Genomic DNA, 13830 nt, shown 5'->3' on the forward strand with positions numbered 1-13830 from the left:
CTGATCAACCCCATCGCCATGGAAGAAGGCCTGCGCTTCGCCATCCGCGAAGGCGGCCGTACGGTCGGCGCCGGCGTCGTGGCCAAGATCATTGCTTAAATTCGAGCAATAAGGAATCTGCCATGTCCAAGCAAAAGATCCGTATCCGCCTGAAGGCTTTCGATTACAAGCTGATCGACCAGTCCGCCGCCGAGATCGTCGATACCGCCAAGCGCACCGGCGCCATCGTCAAGGGCCCCGTGCCCCTGCCGACGCGCATGAAGCGTTTCGACATCCTGCGCTCGCCCCACGTCAACAAGACGTCGCGCGACCAGTTCGAAATCCGCACGCACCAGCGCCTGATGGATATCGTCGATCCCACCGACAAGACGGTTGACGCGCTGATGAAGCTCGACCTGCCGGCTGGCGTGGACGTCGAGATCAAGCTGCAGTAATCCCCCACTGCGGCCATTCGTGCGGCGCGCTCCGGCTGGAGCGTGCCGTGCTTCCAACGCGGACTTGCCTGCAAAGGCGGTCCGCGTTATACTTTGAGGCTTCGCATTTTTGCGCTCCGAATAAAGCGGGGTGCAGGGCTGCGGAGTTTTATCAACCTTCTTTCGCGCACATTGGTGCCAAGCCGTCGAGGCCTGCGCCCGTCGTGCAAACGTCCTGGCCAATTGAAGTCGGGGCGGCGGAAGCTTTGGAGAACAACCAATGAGTCTGAGCAACTCCCTCGGGTTGCTGGGCCGCAAGGTGGGCATGATGCGTCTGTTCACCGATGACGGGGACGCAGTGCCCGTCACGGTGGTGGATGTGTCCAACAACCGCGTGACCCAGGTCAAAACCCAAGAGAACGATGGCTACGTGGCCCTGCAGGTCACGTTCGGTTCGCGCAAGGCATCTCGCGTGACCAAGCCCGAAGCCGGCCACCTTGCCAAGGCAGGTGTGGAAGCCGGTGAAATCATCCGTGAATTCCGCGTGACCGCAGAAACCGCTGGCAAGTACGCCACCGGTGCCGCAGTGCCCGTGGCGGACGTGTTCTCCGTGGGCCAGAAAGTCGATGTGCAAGGCACCTCGATCGGTAAGGGCTACGCCGGCACGATCAAGCGCCACAACATGGCCTCGCAACGCGCGTCGCACGGTAACAGCCGCTCGCACAACGTGCCCGGCTCGATCGGCATGGCGCAGGATCCCGGCCGCGTGTTCCCCGGCAAGCGCATGACGGGCCACCTCGGCGACGCCACCACCACCACGCAGAACCTCGACGTCATCCGCGTCGACGAGGCACGCCAGCTCCTCCTGATCAAGGGCGCCATTCCGGGCTCGAAGGGTGGCTTCGTGACCGTGCGTCCCGCCGTCAAGGCCAAAGCTTCCCAAGGAGCGAACTAATGCAGCTCGAACTCCTGAATGACCAAGGCCAGGCCGCGTCCAAGATCGACGTGCCCGAAACCGTGTTCGATCGCCAGTACAACGAAGACCTGATCCACCAGATCGTCGTGGCCTACCGCGCCAACGCCCGCCAGGGCACCCGCGCGCAGAAGGACCGCGAACAGGTTCGTCACTCGACCAAGAAGCCCTTCAAGCAAAAGGGCACCGGCAACGCACGTGCCGGTATGACCTCCTCGCCGCTGTGGCGTGGGGGCGGTCGCATCTTCCCGAACCTGCCTGAAGAAAACTTCACGCAGAAGATCAACAAGAAGATGTACCGCGCCGGCATGGCGTCCATCCTGTCGCAGCTGGCCCGCGAAGGCCGCCTGGCCGTGGTGGACTCGCTGAAGGTGGAAACGCCCAAGACCAAGGTGCTGGCCGACAAGTTCAAGGCCATGAACCTGCAATCGGTGATGGTGATCTCCGATGAAGTGGACGAAAACCTGTACCTCGCTTCCCGCAACCTGAAGAACGTGTTCGTCGTCGAACCGCGCTATGCAGATCCGGTGTCGCTGGTGCATTACAAGAAAGTGCTCGTCACCAAGGGCGCTATCGACAAACTCAAGGAGATGTTCGCATGAGCACGACCAAGTTTGACGAAGGCCGTCTGATGCAGGTTCTGGTCGCTCCCATCGTGTCCGAGAAGGCCACCATGGTTGCCGAGAAGTCCAATGCTGTGACGTTCAAGGTGCTGCAGAACGCAACCAAGCCCGAAATCAAGGCCGCCGTGGAATTGATGTTCAAGGTCGAGGTCAAGGGCGTTTCTGTGGTGAACACCAAAGGCAAGACCAAGCGCTTTGGCAAGACCATCGGCCGCCGCGACAACGTGCGCAAGGCCTATGTGACGCTGAAGGAAGGTCAGGAGCTGAACCTGTCCGGGGAGGCCGCTTAAATGGCAGTCATCAAGATGAAACCCACCTCGCCCGGCCAACGTGCCGTGGTGAAGGTGACGCGTGACCACCTGTACAAGGGCGAGGCTTTCGCTGCGCTGCTGGAACCCCAGCACCAGAAGTCCGGCCGCAACAACAACGGTCACATCACCACCCGCCACAAGGGCGGTGGTCACAAGCACCACTACCGCGTGGTGGACTTCAAGCGCAACAAGGATGCGATCCCGGCCAAGGTCGAGCGCATCGAGTACGACCCGAACCGTACGGCCCACATCGCCCTGGTGTGCTATGCCGACGGCGAGCGCCGCTACATCATCGCTCCCCGCAATCTGGAAGTCGGCGCCACCATCGTGAGCGGCTCCGAGGCCCCGATCCGCGTGGGCAACACGCTGCCGATCCGCAACATTCCCGTGGGTTCGACGATCCACTGCATCGAGCTCAAGCCCGGTGCCGGTGCCCAGATCGCCCGTTCCGCCGGCACGTCCGCCACGCTGCTGGCCCGCGAAGGCACGTACGCCCAGGTGCGCATGCGCTCCGGCGAAGTGCGCCGGATCCACATCGAGTGCCGCGCCACCATCGGTGAAGTCGCCAACGAAGAGCACAGCCTGCGCCAACTGGGCAAGGCCGGTGTGAAGCGCTGGATGGGTATCCGCCCGACCGTCCGCGGCGTGGCCATGAACCCGATCGACCACCCGCACGGTGGTGGTGAAGGCCGTACTGGCGAAGGCCGCCATGCTGTCGATCCTTGGGGCAATCTGACCAAGGGTTATCGCACCCGCAACAACAAGCGCACACAGGTCATGATCGTGTCGCGCCGCAAGAAGTAAGGGATAACAAATGACTCGTTCTCTCAAAAAGGGTCCGTTTGTTGACCACCACTTGCTGGCCAAGGTCGAGAAGGCCGTCGCCACCAAGGACAAGAAGCCAGTCAAGACCTGGTCGCGCCGCTCCATGGTCCTGCCCGAGTTCATCGGCCTGACCATCGCCGTCCACAACGGCAAGCAGCACGTGCCTGTCTATATCACCGACCAGATGGTGGGCCACAAGCTGGGCGAATTCGCCCTGACGCGCACCTTCAAGGGTCACCCCGCGGACAAGAAGGTCCAGAAGAAGTAAGGAGCAGAACATGTCTGAAACACGTGCTGTCCTCCGTGGCGTCCGCCTGTCGGTGGACAAGGGCCGTCTGGTCGCGGACCTGATCCGCGGCAAGAAGGTTGACCAGGCCCTGAACATCCTGACGTTCACGCAGAAAAAAGCTGCCGTGATCGTGAAGAAGGTGCTGGAGTCCGCCATCGCCAACGCCGAGCACAACGACGGCGCCGACATCGACGAACTGAAGGTCAAGACCATCTACGTCGAACAAGGCACGACGCTCAAGCGCTTCACGGCCCGTGCCAAGGGCCGCGGCAATCGCATCAGCAAGCCCACCTGCCACGTGTACGTGACGGTCGGCAACTGAGGCCAAAGGAAGAATATGGGACAGAAAATCCATCCTACCGGCTTCCGCCTGGCCGTGAGCCGCAACTGGGCCAGCCGCTGGTACGCGAACAACCGTGACTTCGCCGGCATGCTGGCCGAAGACATCAAGGTGCGCGAGTACCTGAAGGCCAAGCTCAAGAACGCCGCCGTGTCGCGCATCCTGATCGAGCGTCCTGCCAAGAACGCCCGCATCACGATCTATTCGGCACGCCCCGGCGTAGTGATCGGCAAGAAGGGCGAGGACATCGAGAACCTGAAGAAGGAACTCGCCTCCCGCCTGGGCGTGCCGGTCGCAGTGAACATCGAGGAAGTGCGCAAGCCCGAAATCGATGCCAAGCTGATCGCCGACTCGATCACCCAGCAGCTCGAAAAGCGCATCATGTTCCGCCGCGCCATGAAGCGTGCGATGCAGAACGCGATGCGCCTGGGCGCCCAGGGCATCAAGATCATGTCGTCTGGTCGCCTGAACGGCATCGAAATCGCCCGTACCGAGTGGTACCGCGAAGGCCGTGTGCCGCTGCACACCCTGCGCGCCGACATCGACTACGGCACTTCCGAAGCGTTCACCACCTATGGGGTGATCGGTCTGAAGGTGTGGGTCTACAAGGGCGATACGCTGGGCCGCAACGACCTGCCGGCGGTCGAGACGCCCCGTCCGGAAGAAGAGCGCCGCCCCCGCGGTCCCCGCCGTGACGGCCGCCCTGGTGGCGACCGTGCCGGTGCAGGCCGTGGTCCCCGTCGTCCCATGGGTGGCAATGCCGCTCCGGCCGATGGCAGCGACAAGCCCGCTGGTGCCGGTGGCACCGACGCAACCGCCGTTAAGCGCGTTCGCAAGGTTGACGCGCCCGCTACAGCAGCGGACGGCAAAGGAGAATAACGATGCTGCAACCCGCTCGTCGCAAATACCGCAAAGAGCAGAAGGGCCGTAACACCGGCGTCGCCACCCGGGGCAACTCGGTGGCGTTCGGTGACTTCGGCCTGAAGTGCACGGACCGTGGCCGCCTGACGGCCCGCCAGATCGAAGCCGCACGCCGTGCGATCTCCCGCCACGTGAAGCGTGGCGGCCGCATCTGGATCCGTGTGTTCCCCGACAAGCCGATTTCCACCAAGCCCGCAGAAGTGCGGATGGGTAACGGCAAGGGCAACCCCGAGTACTACGTGGCCGAGATCCAGCCCGGCAAGATCGTCTTCGAAATCGTGGGCGTTCCTGAAGAGCTGGCGCGCGAAGCGTTCCGCCTGGCTGCCGCCAAGCTGCCGCTGCGCACCACGTTCGTGAGCCGCCAGATCGGCGCCTGATCAGGAGAATCGACAAATGACGAAAGCTGCTGAACTGCGCCAGAAGGACGTCGCCGGCCTGGAGGCCGAGATCAAGTCGCTGCAGAAGGCCCATTTCGGCCTGCGCATGCAGAAGGCCACGCAACAACTGGGCAACACGGGCACGCTGCGCACCACGCGCCGCGACATCGCCCGCGCCAAGACCATCCTTGCTGAAAAGCAAGCCGCCAAGTAAGGAGCCGACATGACGGAAGCTAAAAAATCCCTCAAGCGCACCTTGGTTGGCAAGGTGGTCAGCGACAAGCGCGAAAAGACCGTGACGGTGCTCGTCGAGCGCCGCGTGAAGCACCCGATCTACGACAAGATCGTGATCAAGTCGAGCAAGTACCACGCGCACGACGAGAACAGCGAGTACAAGCTGGGCGACACGATCGAGATCACGGAAAGCCGCCCGCTCTCCAAGACCAAGAACTGGGTTGCGACCCGCCTGGTCCAGAAGGCTGCCCTGGTCTGAGTGGTTCTCCACCCTCCAGGCGGCACGCCCTCCAAAAACGGCCCACAATCGTGGGCCGTTTTTTTATTTCCGGCGCCGATGCCCGCGTCCGCGGCGCGCCGGCTGGCCCATCCACCACCTACCCAACTGGAGAAGAAAGCATGATCAAGATCGGAGAAGCGCTGCCCGCCGTGACGCTGATGGAATACTCGGAAGTCGAGGGCGGAGGCTGCAGCATCGGCCCCAACCCCGTGGACGTCGCCAAGGCCTCGGCCGGCAAGACGATCGCGCTGTTCGCCGTGCCGGGCGCTTTCACGCCCACCTGCTCCGCCAAGCACGTGCCGGGCTATGTCGAGCAGGCCGAGGCCTTCAAGGCGGCGGGCGTGGACGAAATCTGGTGCCTGAGCGTCAACGATGCCTTCGTCATGGGCGCCTGGGCGCGTGACCAGAAGACCGACGGCAAGGTGCGCATGCTGGCCGATGGCGATGCCGCCTTCGCGAAGGCCACCGGCCTGACGCTGGACCTCAACGGCAAGGGCCTGGGCCTGCGCAGCAACCGCTATTCCATGCTGGTCAAGGACGGCAAGGTGGCTTCGCTGAACATCGAGGCGCCCGGCAAGTTCGAGGTGAGCGACGCCGACACGCTGCTGGCCCAGGCCCGCGGCTGAGAACAGCTCACACACCCCTCGGCAGAACCGCTTCGCCGGATCGCGTGAACCGCTCCAGGCGCTGTCCGGGGGCCACTCTCAGTCGATATCGACCTTGAGATAGTGCGAGCCGGCGATGGGGTTGTGGTAGTAGGGCGGGATTTCCTCGAAGCCCAGGTCGGCGTAGAGGGCCCGTGCGGACTCCATGCCGTCCAGCGTGTCCAGGAGCACGCTGGCGTATCCCGCCTGCCGCGCCACGTCCAGCATGGCTTCCGCCAGTTGCCGCCCCAGGCCGAATCCGCGGAACGCCTTGCGCACGTACAGTCGCTTCATCTCGGCTGCGTTCGGGTAGTCGGCGGTGTCCAGCGGCCGGAGGGCGCAACATCCCGCGATCGCACCGCCCACCTCGGCCAGCAGGATCTGCCCGCGCGGCGGGGCATAGTCGCCGGGCAGGTGTGCCAGCTCGGCATCGAAATCCTGGAACTGCAGATCGATACCCAGGCTGTCGCCGTATTCCCGGAAGATGGCGCGCACGGGCTCCATTTCGGTGGGCTCGGAGGGCGTGAGGAGCGCGATGGAGGGCTGGTCCACGGGAAGCGTCGGGAGGGTGGCGGTGGGAAACAGTGTAACGGCATGCCCTGACGGCCATGCTGCCGGCCCGGGGTCCATGCCGCGCGGGGCATCACGTTCCCCCATGGCGCCCCGACCCTGTTGCCGGCAGGTGCGGCGCCGTTTCAGGTCTCGGCCAGGAGCCGCTCGATCAACTGGTGGAGTTCCGCGAAGTCCGGGGCCCCCACGTAGCTTTTCACGATCTCGCCGCGCTTGTTCACGATGAAGGTCGAGGGAGTGAGCCGCACGTCGCCCCAGGCCTTGGCCACGGTGCCGGTGTTGTCGATGGCCACCTTGAAGGGCAGCTGGCGCGTCTGGGCGAAGTTCACTACGTAGCTCGGCGGGTCGTAGCTCATGGCCACGGCCAGCGTCTCGAAGCCGCGGTCGCGGTACTTGCCGTAGGTGGACACGATCTGCGGCATCTCGGCCACGCAGGTGGTGCAACTGGTCGCCCAGAAATTCACGAGGGTGACCTTCCCGCGGAGGTCCGCGGTGGTCTGGCGGCTGCCGTCGAGCAGCACGAAGGTGGAATCCGGGGCCTGGGAGCGCCCCGCGCCCAGGAAGACGAAAGCGCCCACGCCCACGAAGGCCGCGACCGCGGCGGCGCCGATCCAATGCTTCAAGCCCATCATGCCTCCTTCCGTCCGTCCGTTCTGGCCGCGTGGTGCGCGCAACGCGGCGCACGGCTGCCATTGTGCCGGACAGGGCCGCCCGGCGCATGCCGCTGGTGGAGCATGCGGCCGGCAGAAAAGTTCGGGCTTGATGCGCATCAATGCCGCAGGGGGCCTGCCATGCGCCGGGTCGTCGGTGTGGCCGCCCATAATGTCCGGATGTCGCGCAACCGCATGCTCCGGATCCTGCTGGCCGGCACCCTGTCGCTGGGGGGCTGCAGCCCGTCGCTGGACTGGCGCTCCGTCCGGATGGACGAAGCCGGCCTGACCGCGCTGCTTCCGTGCAAACCGGAGCGTGCCGTGCGGCCCGTCGAGTTGCAGGGGCGCTCCGTGGAGCTTTCCATGGCCGGTTGCGATGCCGATGGCGCCACCTTCGCCGTATCCCACATGGTGTTGCCGCAGGGCGCTGGCGCCGCCGAAGCGGGCGTGGTGCTCGCGCAGTGGCGCGCGGCGACACTGGCGCGTATCGGCGTTGCGGCGGACACGGCAGGCGCTGGCGTCCCGTTCACGCCCCGCGGCGCGCTGCAGTTGCCGCAGTCCGTGCGCCTGCAGGCGCACGGTGCGGCGCCCGGGCAGGGGGCCGATGTGGCGATGGATGCCGCATGGTTCGCCCGGGCCGAAGCCGCAGGGGATGGGCCGCGAATGCGGCTCTACCACGCGGTGATCTACAGCCCGCAACCGCGGGCTGCGGTGGCGGACACGTTCTTCCCCGGGCTCGCATTGCGATAATGCGGCCCATCGATTCCCCATGAGCACGCGCATCCTCCTCATCGCCCACGCCCCGCTGGCCCATGCGCTGCGCGCCTGCGCCCTGCACGTGTTCCCCGATACCGCCGACGACATCCTGGCGCTCGACGTGCATCCGAATGCCCCTCCGGAGGACACGCTGGCTGCCGCGCGCATCCTGCTCGACGGGGCGGGCGGGGACGCTCCCATCCTCGTGCTGACGGACGTGTTCGGCGCGACACCGTGCAACGTGGCCCAGCGCCTCGTGGACGGGGAGCGCTCGCGGCTTGTCACCGGGGTGAACCTGCCTATGCTGTTGCGCGCGGTGAGCTACCGTCGCGAGCCGCCCGAGGCGCTCGTCGCCCGCGCGATCGCGGGCGGCACCCAGGGGGTGATGCAGGTCGCTGTGGCCGCGCCACAGAACCAGACACGACGGTCCCACCATGATCAAGACGAATATCACCATCAGCAATAAGCTGGGCCTGCACGCCCGGGCATCCGCCAAACTCACCAAACTGGCGGGCAGCTTTCCCTGCGAGGTGTGGATGGCCCGGGGCGAGCGCCGCGTGAATGCCAAGAGCATCATGGGCGTGATGATGCTGGCCGCGGGCATCGGCACCGAAGTCTCGATCGAGACCGACGGCCCTCAGGAGCAGGAAGCGATGGACGCGCTGCGCGCGCTCATCGACGGCAAGTTCGGCGAGGGGGAGTGAGTCCGGGAATGACCCCCTCAGCAACCCGTTCAGCAGCCCGTTACGGAGACCCCCGATGACATTCGCCGTCCACGGCCTGGCCGTCGCCCGGGGCATCGCCATCGGGCGCGCGGTGCTCGTGGCGTCGAGCCGGGTGGACGTGGCGCACTATTTCATCGAGCCCGAGCAGGTGCGCGCGGAGATCATCCGCGTGCGCAACGGGCGCAATGCCGTGGTCGAGGAGCTGCAGCGCCTTCAGGCCGAGCTGCCGGCCGATGCTCCGCCCGAGCTCGCCGCGCTGCTGGACGTGCACCTGATGCTGCTGCAGGACGAGGCGCTGGTGAGCGGCGTCAAGCACTGGATCACGGACCGCCTCTACAACGCCGAATGGGCGCTGACCACGCAACTGGAGATCATCGCGCGCCAGTTCGACGAGATGGAGGACGAATACCTGCGCGAGCGCAAGGCCGACCTGGAACAGGTGGTCGAGCGCATCCTGCGGCACATGAAGGGGGTGGCAAGCCCCGTCGCGCCGCCGCCCTGCAGTCCGCGCCGCGGCAGCGCCGCGCTGGGCTTGCAGCAGGACCTGCTGCCGTGCGACATGGTGGACGTGCCGCTGGTGCTGGTGGCGCACGATCTCTCGCCGGCCGACATGCTGCAGTTCAAGCAGAGCGTGTTCGCGGGCTTCGTGACCGACGTCGGCGGCAAGACCTCGCACACGGCCATCGTGGCGCGCAGCATGGACATTCCCGCCGTGGTGGGCGCGCGTGCCGCGAGCCAGCTGGTGCGGCAGGACGACTGGGTGATCATCGACGGGGATGCGGGCATCATGATCGTCGATCCGTCGCCGATCATCCTGGCCGAGTACGGCTTCCGCCAGCGGCAGACCGAACTGGAGCGCGAACGGCTGTCGCGCCTGCGGCACACGCCGGCGGTGACGCTCGACGGCGAGCGCATCGAACTGCTGGCGAACATCGAGCAGCCGGCCGATGCCGCGGCCGCCGTGCGTGCCGGCGCGGCGGGCGTGGGGCTGTTCCGCAGCGAATTCATGTTCATGGGCCGGGGCGGCCACCTGCCGGGCGAGGAGGAGCAGTACCAGGCCTACCGCGCCGCGGTGGAGGGAATGCAGGGCCTGCCCGTCACGCTGCGCACCATCGACGTGGGCGCGGACAAGCCGCTGGACCACAAGGCCGCCAAGGAGGCAGCCAGCCACCTCAATCCGGCGCTGGGCCTGCGGGCGATCCGCTGGAGCCTGGCCGATCCGACCATGTTCCGCACGCAGTTGCGGGCCGTGCTGCGCGCGGCCGCGCACGGGCCGGTGAACCTGCTGTTCCCGATGCTCGCGCACGTCGGTGAGATCCGGCAGACACTGGCGCAGGTGGACATGGCACGCGCCGAGCTGGATGCGCGCGGTGCATCCTACGGGCCGGTGCGGCTGGGGGCGATGATCGAGGTGCCCGCGGCGGCGCTGATCGTGCGCCGCTTCCTGCAGTACTTCGATTTCCTCTCCATCGGCACGAACGACCTGATCCAGTACACGCTCGCGATCGACCGGGCCGACGAGAGCGTGGCGCATCTCTACGACCCGATGCACCCGGCGGTGCTGCAACTGGTGGCAGACGTGATCGCGGAAGGCCACCGCCAGGGCAAGAGCGTGTGCCTGTGCGGAGAGGCCGCGGGAGACGTGTCCATGACGAAACTGCTGCTGGGCCTGGGGCTGCGCAGCTTTTCGATGCATCCCGCGCAGATCCTGGCCGTGAAGCAGGAAGTGCTGCGCTCGGACACGCGCAAGCTCGCGCCCTGGGCGCGCACGGTGATCGACGCCGACAGCCCGGCCGACGTGCTGGGCGGCTGACCTGCCGGCCGGCGGGCACCTGGGGCCGTCTCAGAAGTTCTTCGTCAGCGTGGCGATGAAGCGGCGCCGGTTCGGCGAGGTGCGGCCCGCGTCGCCTGGGCCGGTGGCGGCGGCGTAGGCATCCCCGCGAGTGGCGCCCTGCACGGCGCCGGCGAGCAGCAGGCCGTCGCCGAAATCCCAGGACGCACCGAACTGGTAGTCCGCATAGCTCGGCAGGCCGAGCGATCGGATGTCGCCGGACATGCGGGTATATCCGACGGCCGCCTTGAGCGTCAGCCGGGGCACCAGTTCCCGGCTGTAGGCCAGGCTGGTGTAGCCGGTGCCGCGGCCGGAGAGGCCGGAGCCGCCGCTGGCGCCGGCATACCCGAAGTAGTCGCGGGAGACGGTGTGGGCGTACTTCAGCGTGAACTGCCCGAGGGTGTCGTTGCCGTAGCCGGCGCTCGTGTACACCTCGCGCGTGTTGCCCGCCCGGTTGCCGGGGTAGAGGTAGGCCATGGCACCGAGATCCACGTCGATCGGCCCGGCCTTGAAGCGCCAGCCGCCGTAGAGATCGCTCTCCAGGCGGTTGCCGCGCTGCCAGTGCACGCTGGAATTCCAGGTGCCCACGTACCAGCCGGTATCGCCGAACGCGTAGTCCAGGCCGCCCTGCACGGCAGGCTTGAAGGCGCTGCCGCGGGCGAAGCCGTCGCTTTTGAGCATGTCCTGGTCCTGGCCGCGGAACTTGTAGTTGGTGGTGAGTGCCAGGTTGCCGGTGAGTTGTGCGCGGGCCCCGGGCGCCGCGGCGAGGCAGGCGGCGAGGAGCGTGGCGGGGAGGGCGATGCGGTGCGTGCGTTGCATGGGAAATGCGCCGCCCGGGGCGACGCGGTGAGGAAAACCGCCAGCGTAGGAAGGCCGCCGTCAAAACGGTGTCAAAAGGCATGCTCGCGGCGTCAAGGCGGCATCAATGTGGGCGGCGCCGCACCCGTTTTTACGCCGCGTTTACGGGCGCCCTGGGAAGCTGTGCACACTTTTTACGCGGGCTTTTCCAGAATGCCTCCATCGCCCGCAAGGGTTGTTGGAGTGCATGAACATGGATGTGCTGTGGGTTGCCGCGATCGCGGCGTTGTGGGTGGCCATGGCCGAGGCCGTGGTGATCCTGGGCCGCCACGACGGCCGGCCGCGGGGAGACGCGCGATGATCGGCATCGACGTGCTCTACGGTTTCGGTGGCATCGTCGCGGTGCTGCTGTTCGCCTACCTGGTGTTCGCGCTGATCTGCGCGGAGGAGTTCTGATGACTGCCTCCGCCTGGGGCCTGCTGGCCCTTTTCCTGAGCGTGCTGGGCTTGCTGGCGTGGCCGCTGGGCCGGGCCCTGGCCGCGGTGTGCGATGGGCGGCTGCCGGGCTGGATGCACCGCGTGGAAGCACCGCTCTATCGCCTGGCCGGCGTGCGGCCGGAGGCGGGCATGCACTGGCGCCATTACGCGCTGGCGCTGCTGGCCTTCAATGCCCTGGGGGTGTTCGCCGTGTATGCCCTGCAGCGCCTGCAGGGTGTGCTGCCCCTGAATCCGCAGGGACTGCCCGCAGTATCGGGCGATTCCGCGTTCAACACGGCCGTGAGCTTCGTGTCGAACACCAACTGGCAGGGGTACGCGGGCGAGTCCACGATGGGTTACCTCGTGCAGATGCTCGGGCTGTCGGTACAGAACTTCCTGTCTGCCGCGACCGGCATTGCCGTGGCCTTCGCGCTGGCGCGGGGATTCGCCGCGCGCGGTGGCGATGGGGCCGGACATGTGGGCAACTTCTGGGCGGACATCGTGCGCATCACGGCCTGGGTGCTGGTGCCACTGTCCTTCGTGCTCGCCATCTTCCTCGCCGGGCAGGGCGTGATCCAGAACTTCACGCCCTACCAGGACGTGGCCACGGTGGAGACGACCATCTACCAGGACCCGCAGCTCGATGCGCAGGGGCAGCCCTTGAAGGATACGTCCGGCAACCCGCTCACGCGAGAGGCCAGCACGCGTGCGCAGACGCTTCCCATGGGACCCGTGGCCTCGCAGGAGGCGATCAAGATGCTGGGCACGAACGGCGGCGGATTCTTCAATGCCAACTCGGCGCATCCCTATGAGAACCCGACGCCGCTCGCCAATTTCGCGCAGATGCTGGCGATCTTCCTGATCCCCGCGGCGCTGTGCTTCGCGTTCGGCCGCGTGGTAGGGGACTGGCGCCAGGGCGCGGCGCTGCTGGCCGCGATGGTGCTGATGTTCGCCGTGGCCGTGGTCGCGGTGACTGCCGCGGAGCAGGCGGGCAACCCGGCGCTGTCCGCGCTGGGAGCGGACCAGGTGGCCTCCGGCACGCAAGCCGGCGGCAACATGGAGGGCAAGGAGGTGCGCTTCGGGATCTCCGCTTCCGCACTGTTCGCGGCGGTGACCACCGCGGCTTCGTGCGGCGCCGTGAACGGCATGCACGACTCCTTCACGCCGCTGGGCGGGATGGTGCCGATGGTGCTCATGCAGCTCGGCGAGGTGGTGTTCGGCGGCGTAGGCACGGGCCTTTACGGCATGCTGGTCTTCGCCATCCTCGCGGTGTTCATCGCCGGCCTGATGATCGGGCGAACGCCGGAGTACCTGGGCAAGAAGATCGAGGTGCGCGAGATGAAGCTGACCTCCGTGGCCATTCTCGTCACCCCCATCCTCGTGCTGGTGGGCACCGCCGTGGCCGTGCTGGCGGCCGCGGGCCAGGCCGGCATCGCGAACCCCGGGGCGCACGGCTTTTCCGAGGTGCTGTATGCGCTCACCTCGGCCGCCAACAACAACGGCAGCGCCTTCGCCGGGCTGTCCGCGAACACCCCGTTCTACAACGTGCTGCTGGCCCTGGCCATGTGGTTCGGCCGGTTCGGCGTGATCGTGCCGGTTCTGGCCATCGCCGGTTCGCTGGCCGCCAAGAAGCGCCTGCCGCCCGGCACCGGCACCATGCCCACGCATGGCCCGCTGTTCGTGGCGCTGCTGGTGTTCACGGTGCTGCTCGTGGGGCTGCTGAATTACGTGCCTTCGCTGGCGCTCGGCCCGGTGGTGGAGCACCTGGTGCTGCAGGCCCGGTGAGCGGGCGAG

The 13830-nt window shown here is 66.6% G+C and carries 22 protein-coding genes; 19 read left to right on the forward strand and 3 right to left on the reverse strand.

Features of this window, described 5'->3' with window-relative positions; genetic code table 11:
* The 13 genes from BLR99_RS18000 to BLR99_RS18060 form a co-directional block, all read left to right on the forward strand.
* Window positions 1-99, forward strand: a 99-nt coding sequence (locus BLR99_RS18000) for an EF-Tu C-terminal domain-related protein (protein WP_491904499.1), incomplete at its 5' end; no start/stop codon positions are given.
* 23 nt (window positions 100-122) lie between these two features.
* Entirely contained in the window at window positions 123-434 is a 312-nt protein-coding gene (rpsJ, locus tag BLR99_RS18005) for a 30S ribosomal protein S10 (RefSeq protein WP_003059431.1), read from the forward strand.
* Window positions 435-693: 259 nt separating this feature from the next.
* On the forward strand, window positions 694-1368 hold the full coding sequence (gene rplC / locus BLR99_RS18010) for a 50S ribosomal protein L3 (protein ID WP_011793522.1): 675 nt from the start codon (window positions 694-696) through the stop codon (window positions 1366-1368).
* Window positions 1368-1988, forward strand: a complete 621-nt coding sequence (gene rplD / locus BLR99_RS18015; protein ID WP_011793523.1) for a 50S ribosomal protein L4 — start codon at window positions 1368-1370, stop codon at window positions 1986-1988. Before rplC ends, rplD begins: the two co-directional genes overlap by 1 nt.
* Entirely contained in the window at window positions 1985-2299 is a 315-nt protein-coding gene (gene rplW / locus BLR99_RS18020) for a 50S ribosomal protein L23 (RefSeq protein WP_011793524.1), read from the forward strand. The genes rplD and rplW overlap by 4 nt, the downstream gene beginning before the upstream one ends.
* A complete protein-coding gene (rplB, locus tag BLR99_RS18025) occupies window positions 2300-3124 on the forward strand; it encodes a 50S ribosomal protein L2 (protein ID WP_011793525.1) in 825 nt (274 codons plus the stop codon).
* Window positions 3125-3134: 10 nt separating this feature from the next.
* Window positions 3135-3413, forward strand: coding sequence for a 30S ribosomal protein S19 (gene rpsS / locus BLR99_RS18030; RefSeq protein ID WP_011793526.1), 279 nt, complete (start codon window positions 3135-3137; stop codon window positions 3411-3413).
* 10 nt (window positions 3414-3423) lie between these two features.
* Window positions 3424-3756: a 50S ribosomal protein L22 gene (gene rplV / locus BLR99_RS18035; protein ID WP_011793527.1), complete on the forward strand. Its 333-nt coding sequence runs from the start codon at window positions 3424-3426 to the stop codon at window positions 3754-3756.
* A gap of 15 nt (window positions 3757-3771) precedes the next feature.
* Window positions 3772-4653: a 30S ribosomal protein S3 gene (rpsC, locus tag BLR99_RS18040; RefSeq protein ID WP_011793528.1), complete on the forward strand. Its 882-nt coding sequence runs from the start codon at window positions 3772-3774 to the stop codon at window positions 4651-4653.
* Window positions 4654-4655: 2 nt separating this feature from the next.
* Window positions 4656-5072, forward strand: a complete 417-nt coding sequence (gene rplP / locus BLR99_RS18045) for a 50S ribosomal protein L16 (protein ID WP_011793529.1) — start codon at window positions 4656-4658, stop codon at window positions 5070-5072.
* A gap of 16 nt (window positions 5073-5088) precedes the next feature.
* Entirely contained in the window at window positions 5089-5286 is a 198-nt protein-coding gene (rpmC, locus tag BLR99_RS18050) for a 50S ribosomal protein L29 (protein ID WP_011793530.1), read from the forward strand.
* Window positions 5287-5295: 9 nt separating this feature from the next.
* Window positions 5296-5565 carry a 30S ribosomal protein S17 gene (rpsQ, locus tag BLR99_RS18055; RefSeq protein WP_011793531.1) on the forward strand — a complete coding sequence of 90 codons (270 nt, stop codon included), beginning with the start codon at window positions 5296-5298 and terminating at the stop codon, window positions 5563-5565.
* A gap of 140 nt (window positions 5566-5705) precedes the next feature.
* Window positions 5706-6212, forward strand: coding sequence for a peroxiredoxin (locus BLR99_RS18060; RefSeq protein WP_011793532.1), 507 nt, complete (start codon window positions 5706-5708; stop codon window positions 6210-6212).
* Window positions 6213-6290: 78 nt separating this feature from the next.
* Here BLR99_RS18060 and BLR99_RS18065 read toward each other — a convergent pair whose 3' ends face one another.
* Window positions 6291-6782: a GNAT family N-acetyltransferase gene (locus tag BLR99_RS18065; RefSeq protein WP_017438402.1), complete on the reverse strand. Its 492-nt coding sequence runs from the start codon at window positions 6780-6782 to the stop codon at window positions 6291-6293.
* A 143-nt stretch (window positions 6783-6925) separates the two neighbouring features.
* A complete protein-coding gene (locus BLR99_RS18070; RefSeq protein WP_041827719.1) occupies window positions 6926-7429 on the reverse strand; it encodes a peroxiredoxin family protein in 504 nt (167 codons plus the stop codon).
* Window positions 7430-7630: 201 nt separating this feature from the next.
* Here BLR99_RS18070 and BLR99_RS18075 point away from each other — a divergent pair, with 201 nt between their 5' ends.
* The 4 genes from BLR99_RS18075 to ptsP are packed head-to-tail and all read left to right on the forward strand — an operon-like array spanning window position 7631 to window position 10744.
* Window positions 7631-8200, forward strand: coding sequence for a hypothetical protein (locus tag BLR99_RS18075; protein ID WP_011793535.1), 570 nt, complete (start codon window positions 7631-7633; stop codon window positions 8198-8200).
* A gap of 19 nt (window positions 8201-8219) precedes the next feature.
* Window positions 8220-8672, forward strand: a complete 453-nt coding sequence (locus BLR99_RS18080) for a PTS sugar transporter subunit IIA (RefSeq protein ID WP_017439710.1) — start codon at window positions 8220-8222, stop codon at window positions 8670-8672.
* Complete coding sequence (locus BLR99_RS18085; protein ID WP_011793537.1) at window positions 8641-8910, forward strand: HPr family phosphocarrier protein; 270 nt, start codon at window positions 8641-8643, stop codon at window positions 8908-8910. Before BLR99_RS18080 ends, BLR99_RS18085 begins: the two co-directional genes overlap by 32 nt.
* A 55-nt stretch (window positions 8911-8965) precedes the next feature.
* Entirely contained in the window at window positions 8966-10744 is a 1779-nt protein-coding gene (ptsP, locus tag BLR99_RS18090; protein WP_046059929.1) for a phosphoenolpyruvate--protein phosphotransferase, read from the forward strand.
* Between the two features lie 30 nt (window positions 10745-10774).
* Here the strand turns inward: ptsP and BLR99_RS18095 are convergent, their stop codons facing one another.
* Window positions 10775-11581 carry a TorF family putative porin gene (locus BLR99_RS18095; RefSeq protein ID WP_017438741.1) on the reverse strand — a complete coding sequence of 269 codons (807 nt, stop codon included), beginning with the start codon at window positions 11579-11581 and terminating at the stop codon, window positions 10775-10777.
* Window positions 11582-11917: 336 nt separating this feature from the next.
* On the opposite strand from BLR99_RS18095, the gene kdpF reads away from it, so the two are divergent.
* Both kdpF and kdpA read left to right on the forward strand, forming a co-directional pair.
* Entirely contained in the window at window positions 11918-12016 is a 99-nt protein-coding gene (gene kdpF / locus BLR99_RS18100) for a K(+)-transporting ATPase subunit F (protein ID WP_013592920.1), read from the forward strand.
* Window positions 12016-13821, forward strand: a complete 1806-nt coding sequence (gene kdpA / locus BLR99_RS18105; protein WP_017438743.1) for a potassium-transporting ATPase subunit KdpA — start codon at window positions 12016-12018, stop codon at window positions 13819-13821. The genes kdpF and kdpA overlap by 1 nt, the downstream gene beginning before the upstream one ends.
* Window positions 13822-13830: the final 9 nt, after the last annotated feature.

This window comes from Paracidovorax citrulli (assembly GCF_900100305.1).
GTDB lineage: Bacteria > Pseudomonadota > Gammaproteobacteria > Burkholderiales > Burkholderiaceae_C > Paracidovorax > Paracidovorax citrulli.

Excerpts from the sequence above, each read along its gene's own strand:
- rplV (WP_011793527.1), top strand. The coding sequence starts at position 3,424 with ATGTCTGAAACACGTGCTGTCCTCCGTGGCGTCCGCCTGTCGGTGGAC.
- rplD (WP_011793523.1), top strand. The coding sequence starts at position 1,368 with ATGCAGCTCGAACTCCTGAATGACCAAGGCCAGGCCGCGTCCAAGATC.
- BLR99_RS18060 (WP_011793532.1), top strand. The coding sequence starts at position 5,706 with ATGATCAAGATCGGAGAAGCGCTGCCCGCCGTGACGCTGATGGAATAC.
- BLR99_RS18070 (WP_041827719.1), bottom strand. The coding sequence starts at position 7,429 with ATGGGCTTGAAGCATTGGATCGGCGCCGCCGCGGTCGCGGCCTTCGTG.
- rplP (WP_011793529.1), top strand. The coding sequence starts at position 4,656 with ATGCTGCAACCCGCTCGTCGCAAATACCGCAAAGAGCAGAAGGGCCGT.
- rplB (WP_011793525.1), top strand. The coding sequence starts at position 2,300 with ATGGCAGTCATCAAGATGAAACCCACCTCGCCCGGCCAACGTGCCGTG.
- rpsJ (WP_003059431.1), top strand. The coding sequence starts at position 123 with ATGTCCAAGCAAAAGATCCGTATCCGCCTGAAGGCTTTCGATTACAAG.
- rpsC (WP_011793528.1), top strand. The coding sequence starts at position 3,772 with ATGGGACAGAAAATCCATCCTACCGGCTTCCGCCTGGCCGTGAGCCGC.
- BLR99_RS18085 (WP_011793537.1), top strand. The coding sequence starts at position 8,641 with ATGATCAAGACGAATATCACCATCAGCAATAAGCTGGGCCTGCACGCC.
- kdpA (WP_017438743.1), top strand. The coding sequence starts at position 12,016 with ATGACTGCCTCCGCCTGGGGCCTGCTGGCCCTTTTCCTGAGCGTGCTG.
- rpsS (WP_011793526.1), top strand. The coding sequence starts at position 3,135 with ATGACTCGTTCTCTCAAAAAGGGTCCGTTTGTTGACCACCACTTGCTG.
- BLR99_RS18095 (WP_017438741.1), bottom strand. The coding sequence starts at position 11,581 with ATGCAACGCACGCACCGCATCGCCCTCCCCGCCACGCTCCTCGCCGCC.
- rpmC (WP_011793530.1), top strand. The coding sequence starts at position 5,089 with ATGACGAAAGCTGCTGAACTGCGCCAGAAGGACGTCGCCGGCCTGGAG.
- rplW (WP_011793524.1), top strand. The coding sequence starts at position 1,985 with ATGAGCACGACCAAGTTTGACGAAGGCCGTCTGATGCAGGTTCTGGTC.
- BLR99_RS18080 (WP_017439710.1), top strand. The coding sequence starts at position 8,220 with ATGAGCACGCGCATCCTCCTCATCGCCCACGCCCCGCTGGCCCATGCG.
- kdpF (WP_013592920.1), top strand. The coding sequence starts at position 11,918 with ATGATCGGCATCGACGTGCTCTACGGTTTCGGTGGCATCGTCGCGGTG.
- rplC (WP_011793522.1), top strand. The coding sequence starts at position 694 with ATGAGTCTGAGCAACTCCCTCGGGTTGCTGGGCCGCAAGGTGGGCATG.
- ptsP (WP_046059929.1), top strand. The coding sequence starts at position 8,966 with ATGACATTCGCCGTCCACGGCCTGGCCGTCGCCCGGGGCATCGCCATC.
- rpsQ (WP_011793531.1), top strand. The coding sequence starts at position 5,296 with ATGACGGAAGCTAAAAAATCCCTCAAGCGCACCTTGGTTGGCAAGGTG.
- BLR99_RS18075 (WP_011793535.1), top strand. The coding sequence starts at position 7,631 with ATGTCGCGCAACCGCATGCTCCGGATCCTGCTGGCCGGCACCCTGTCG.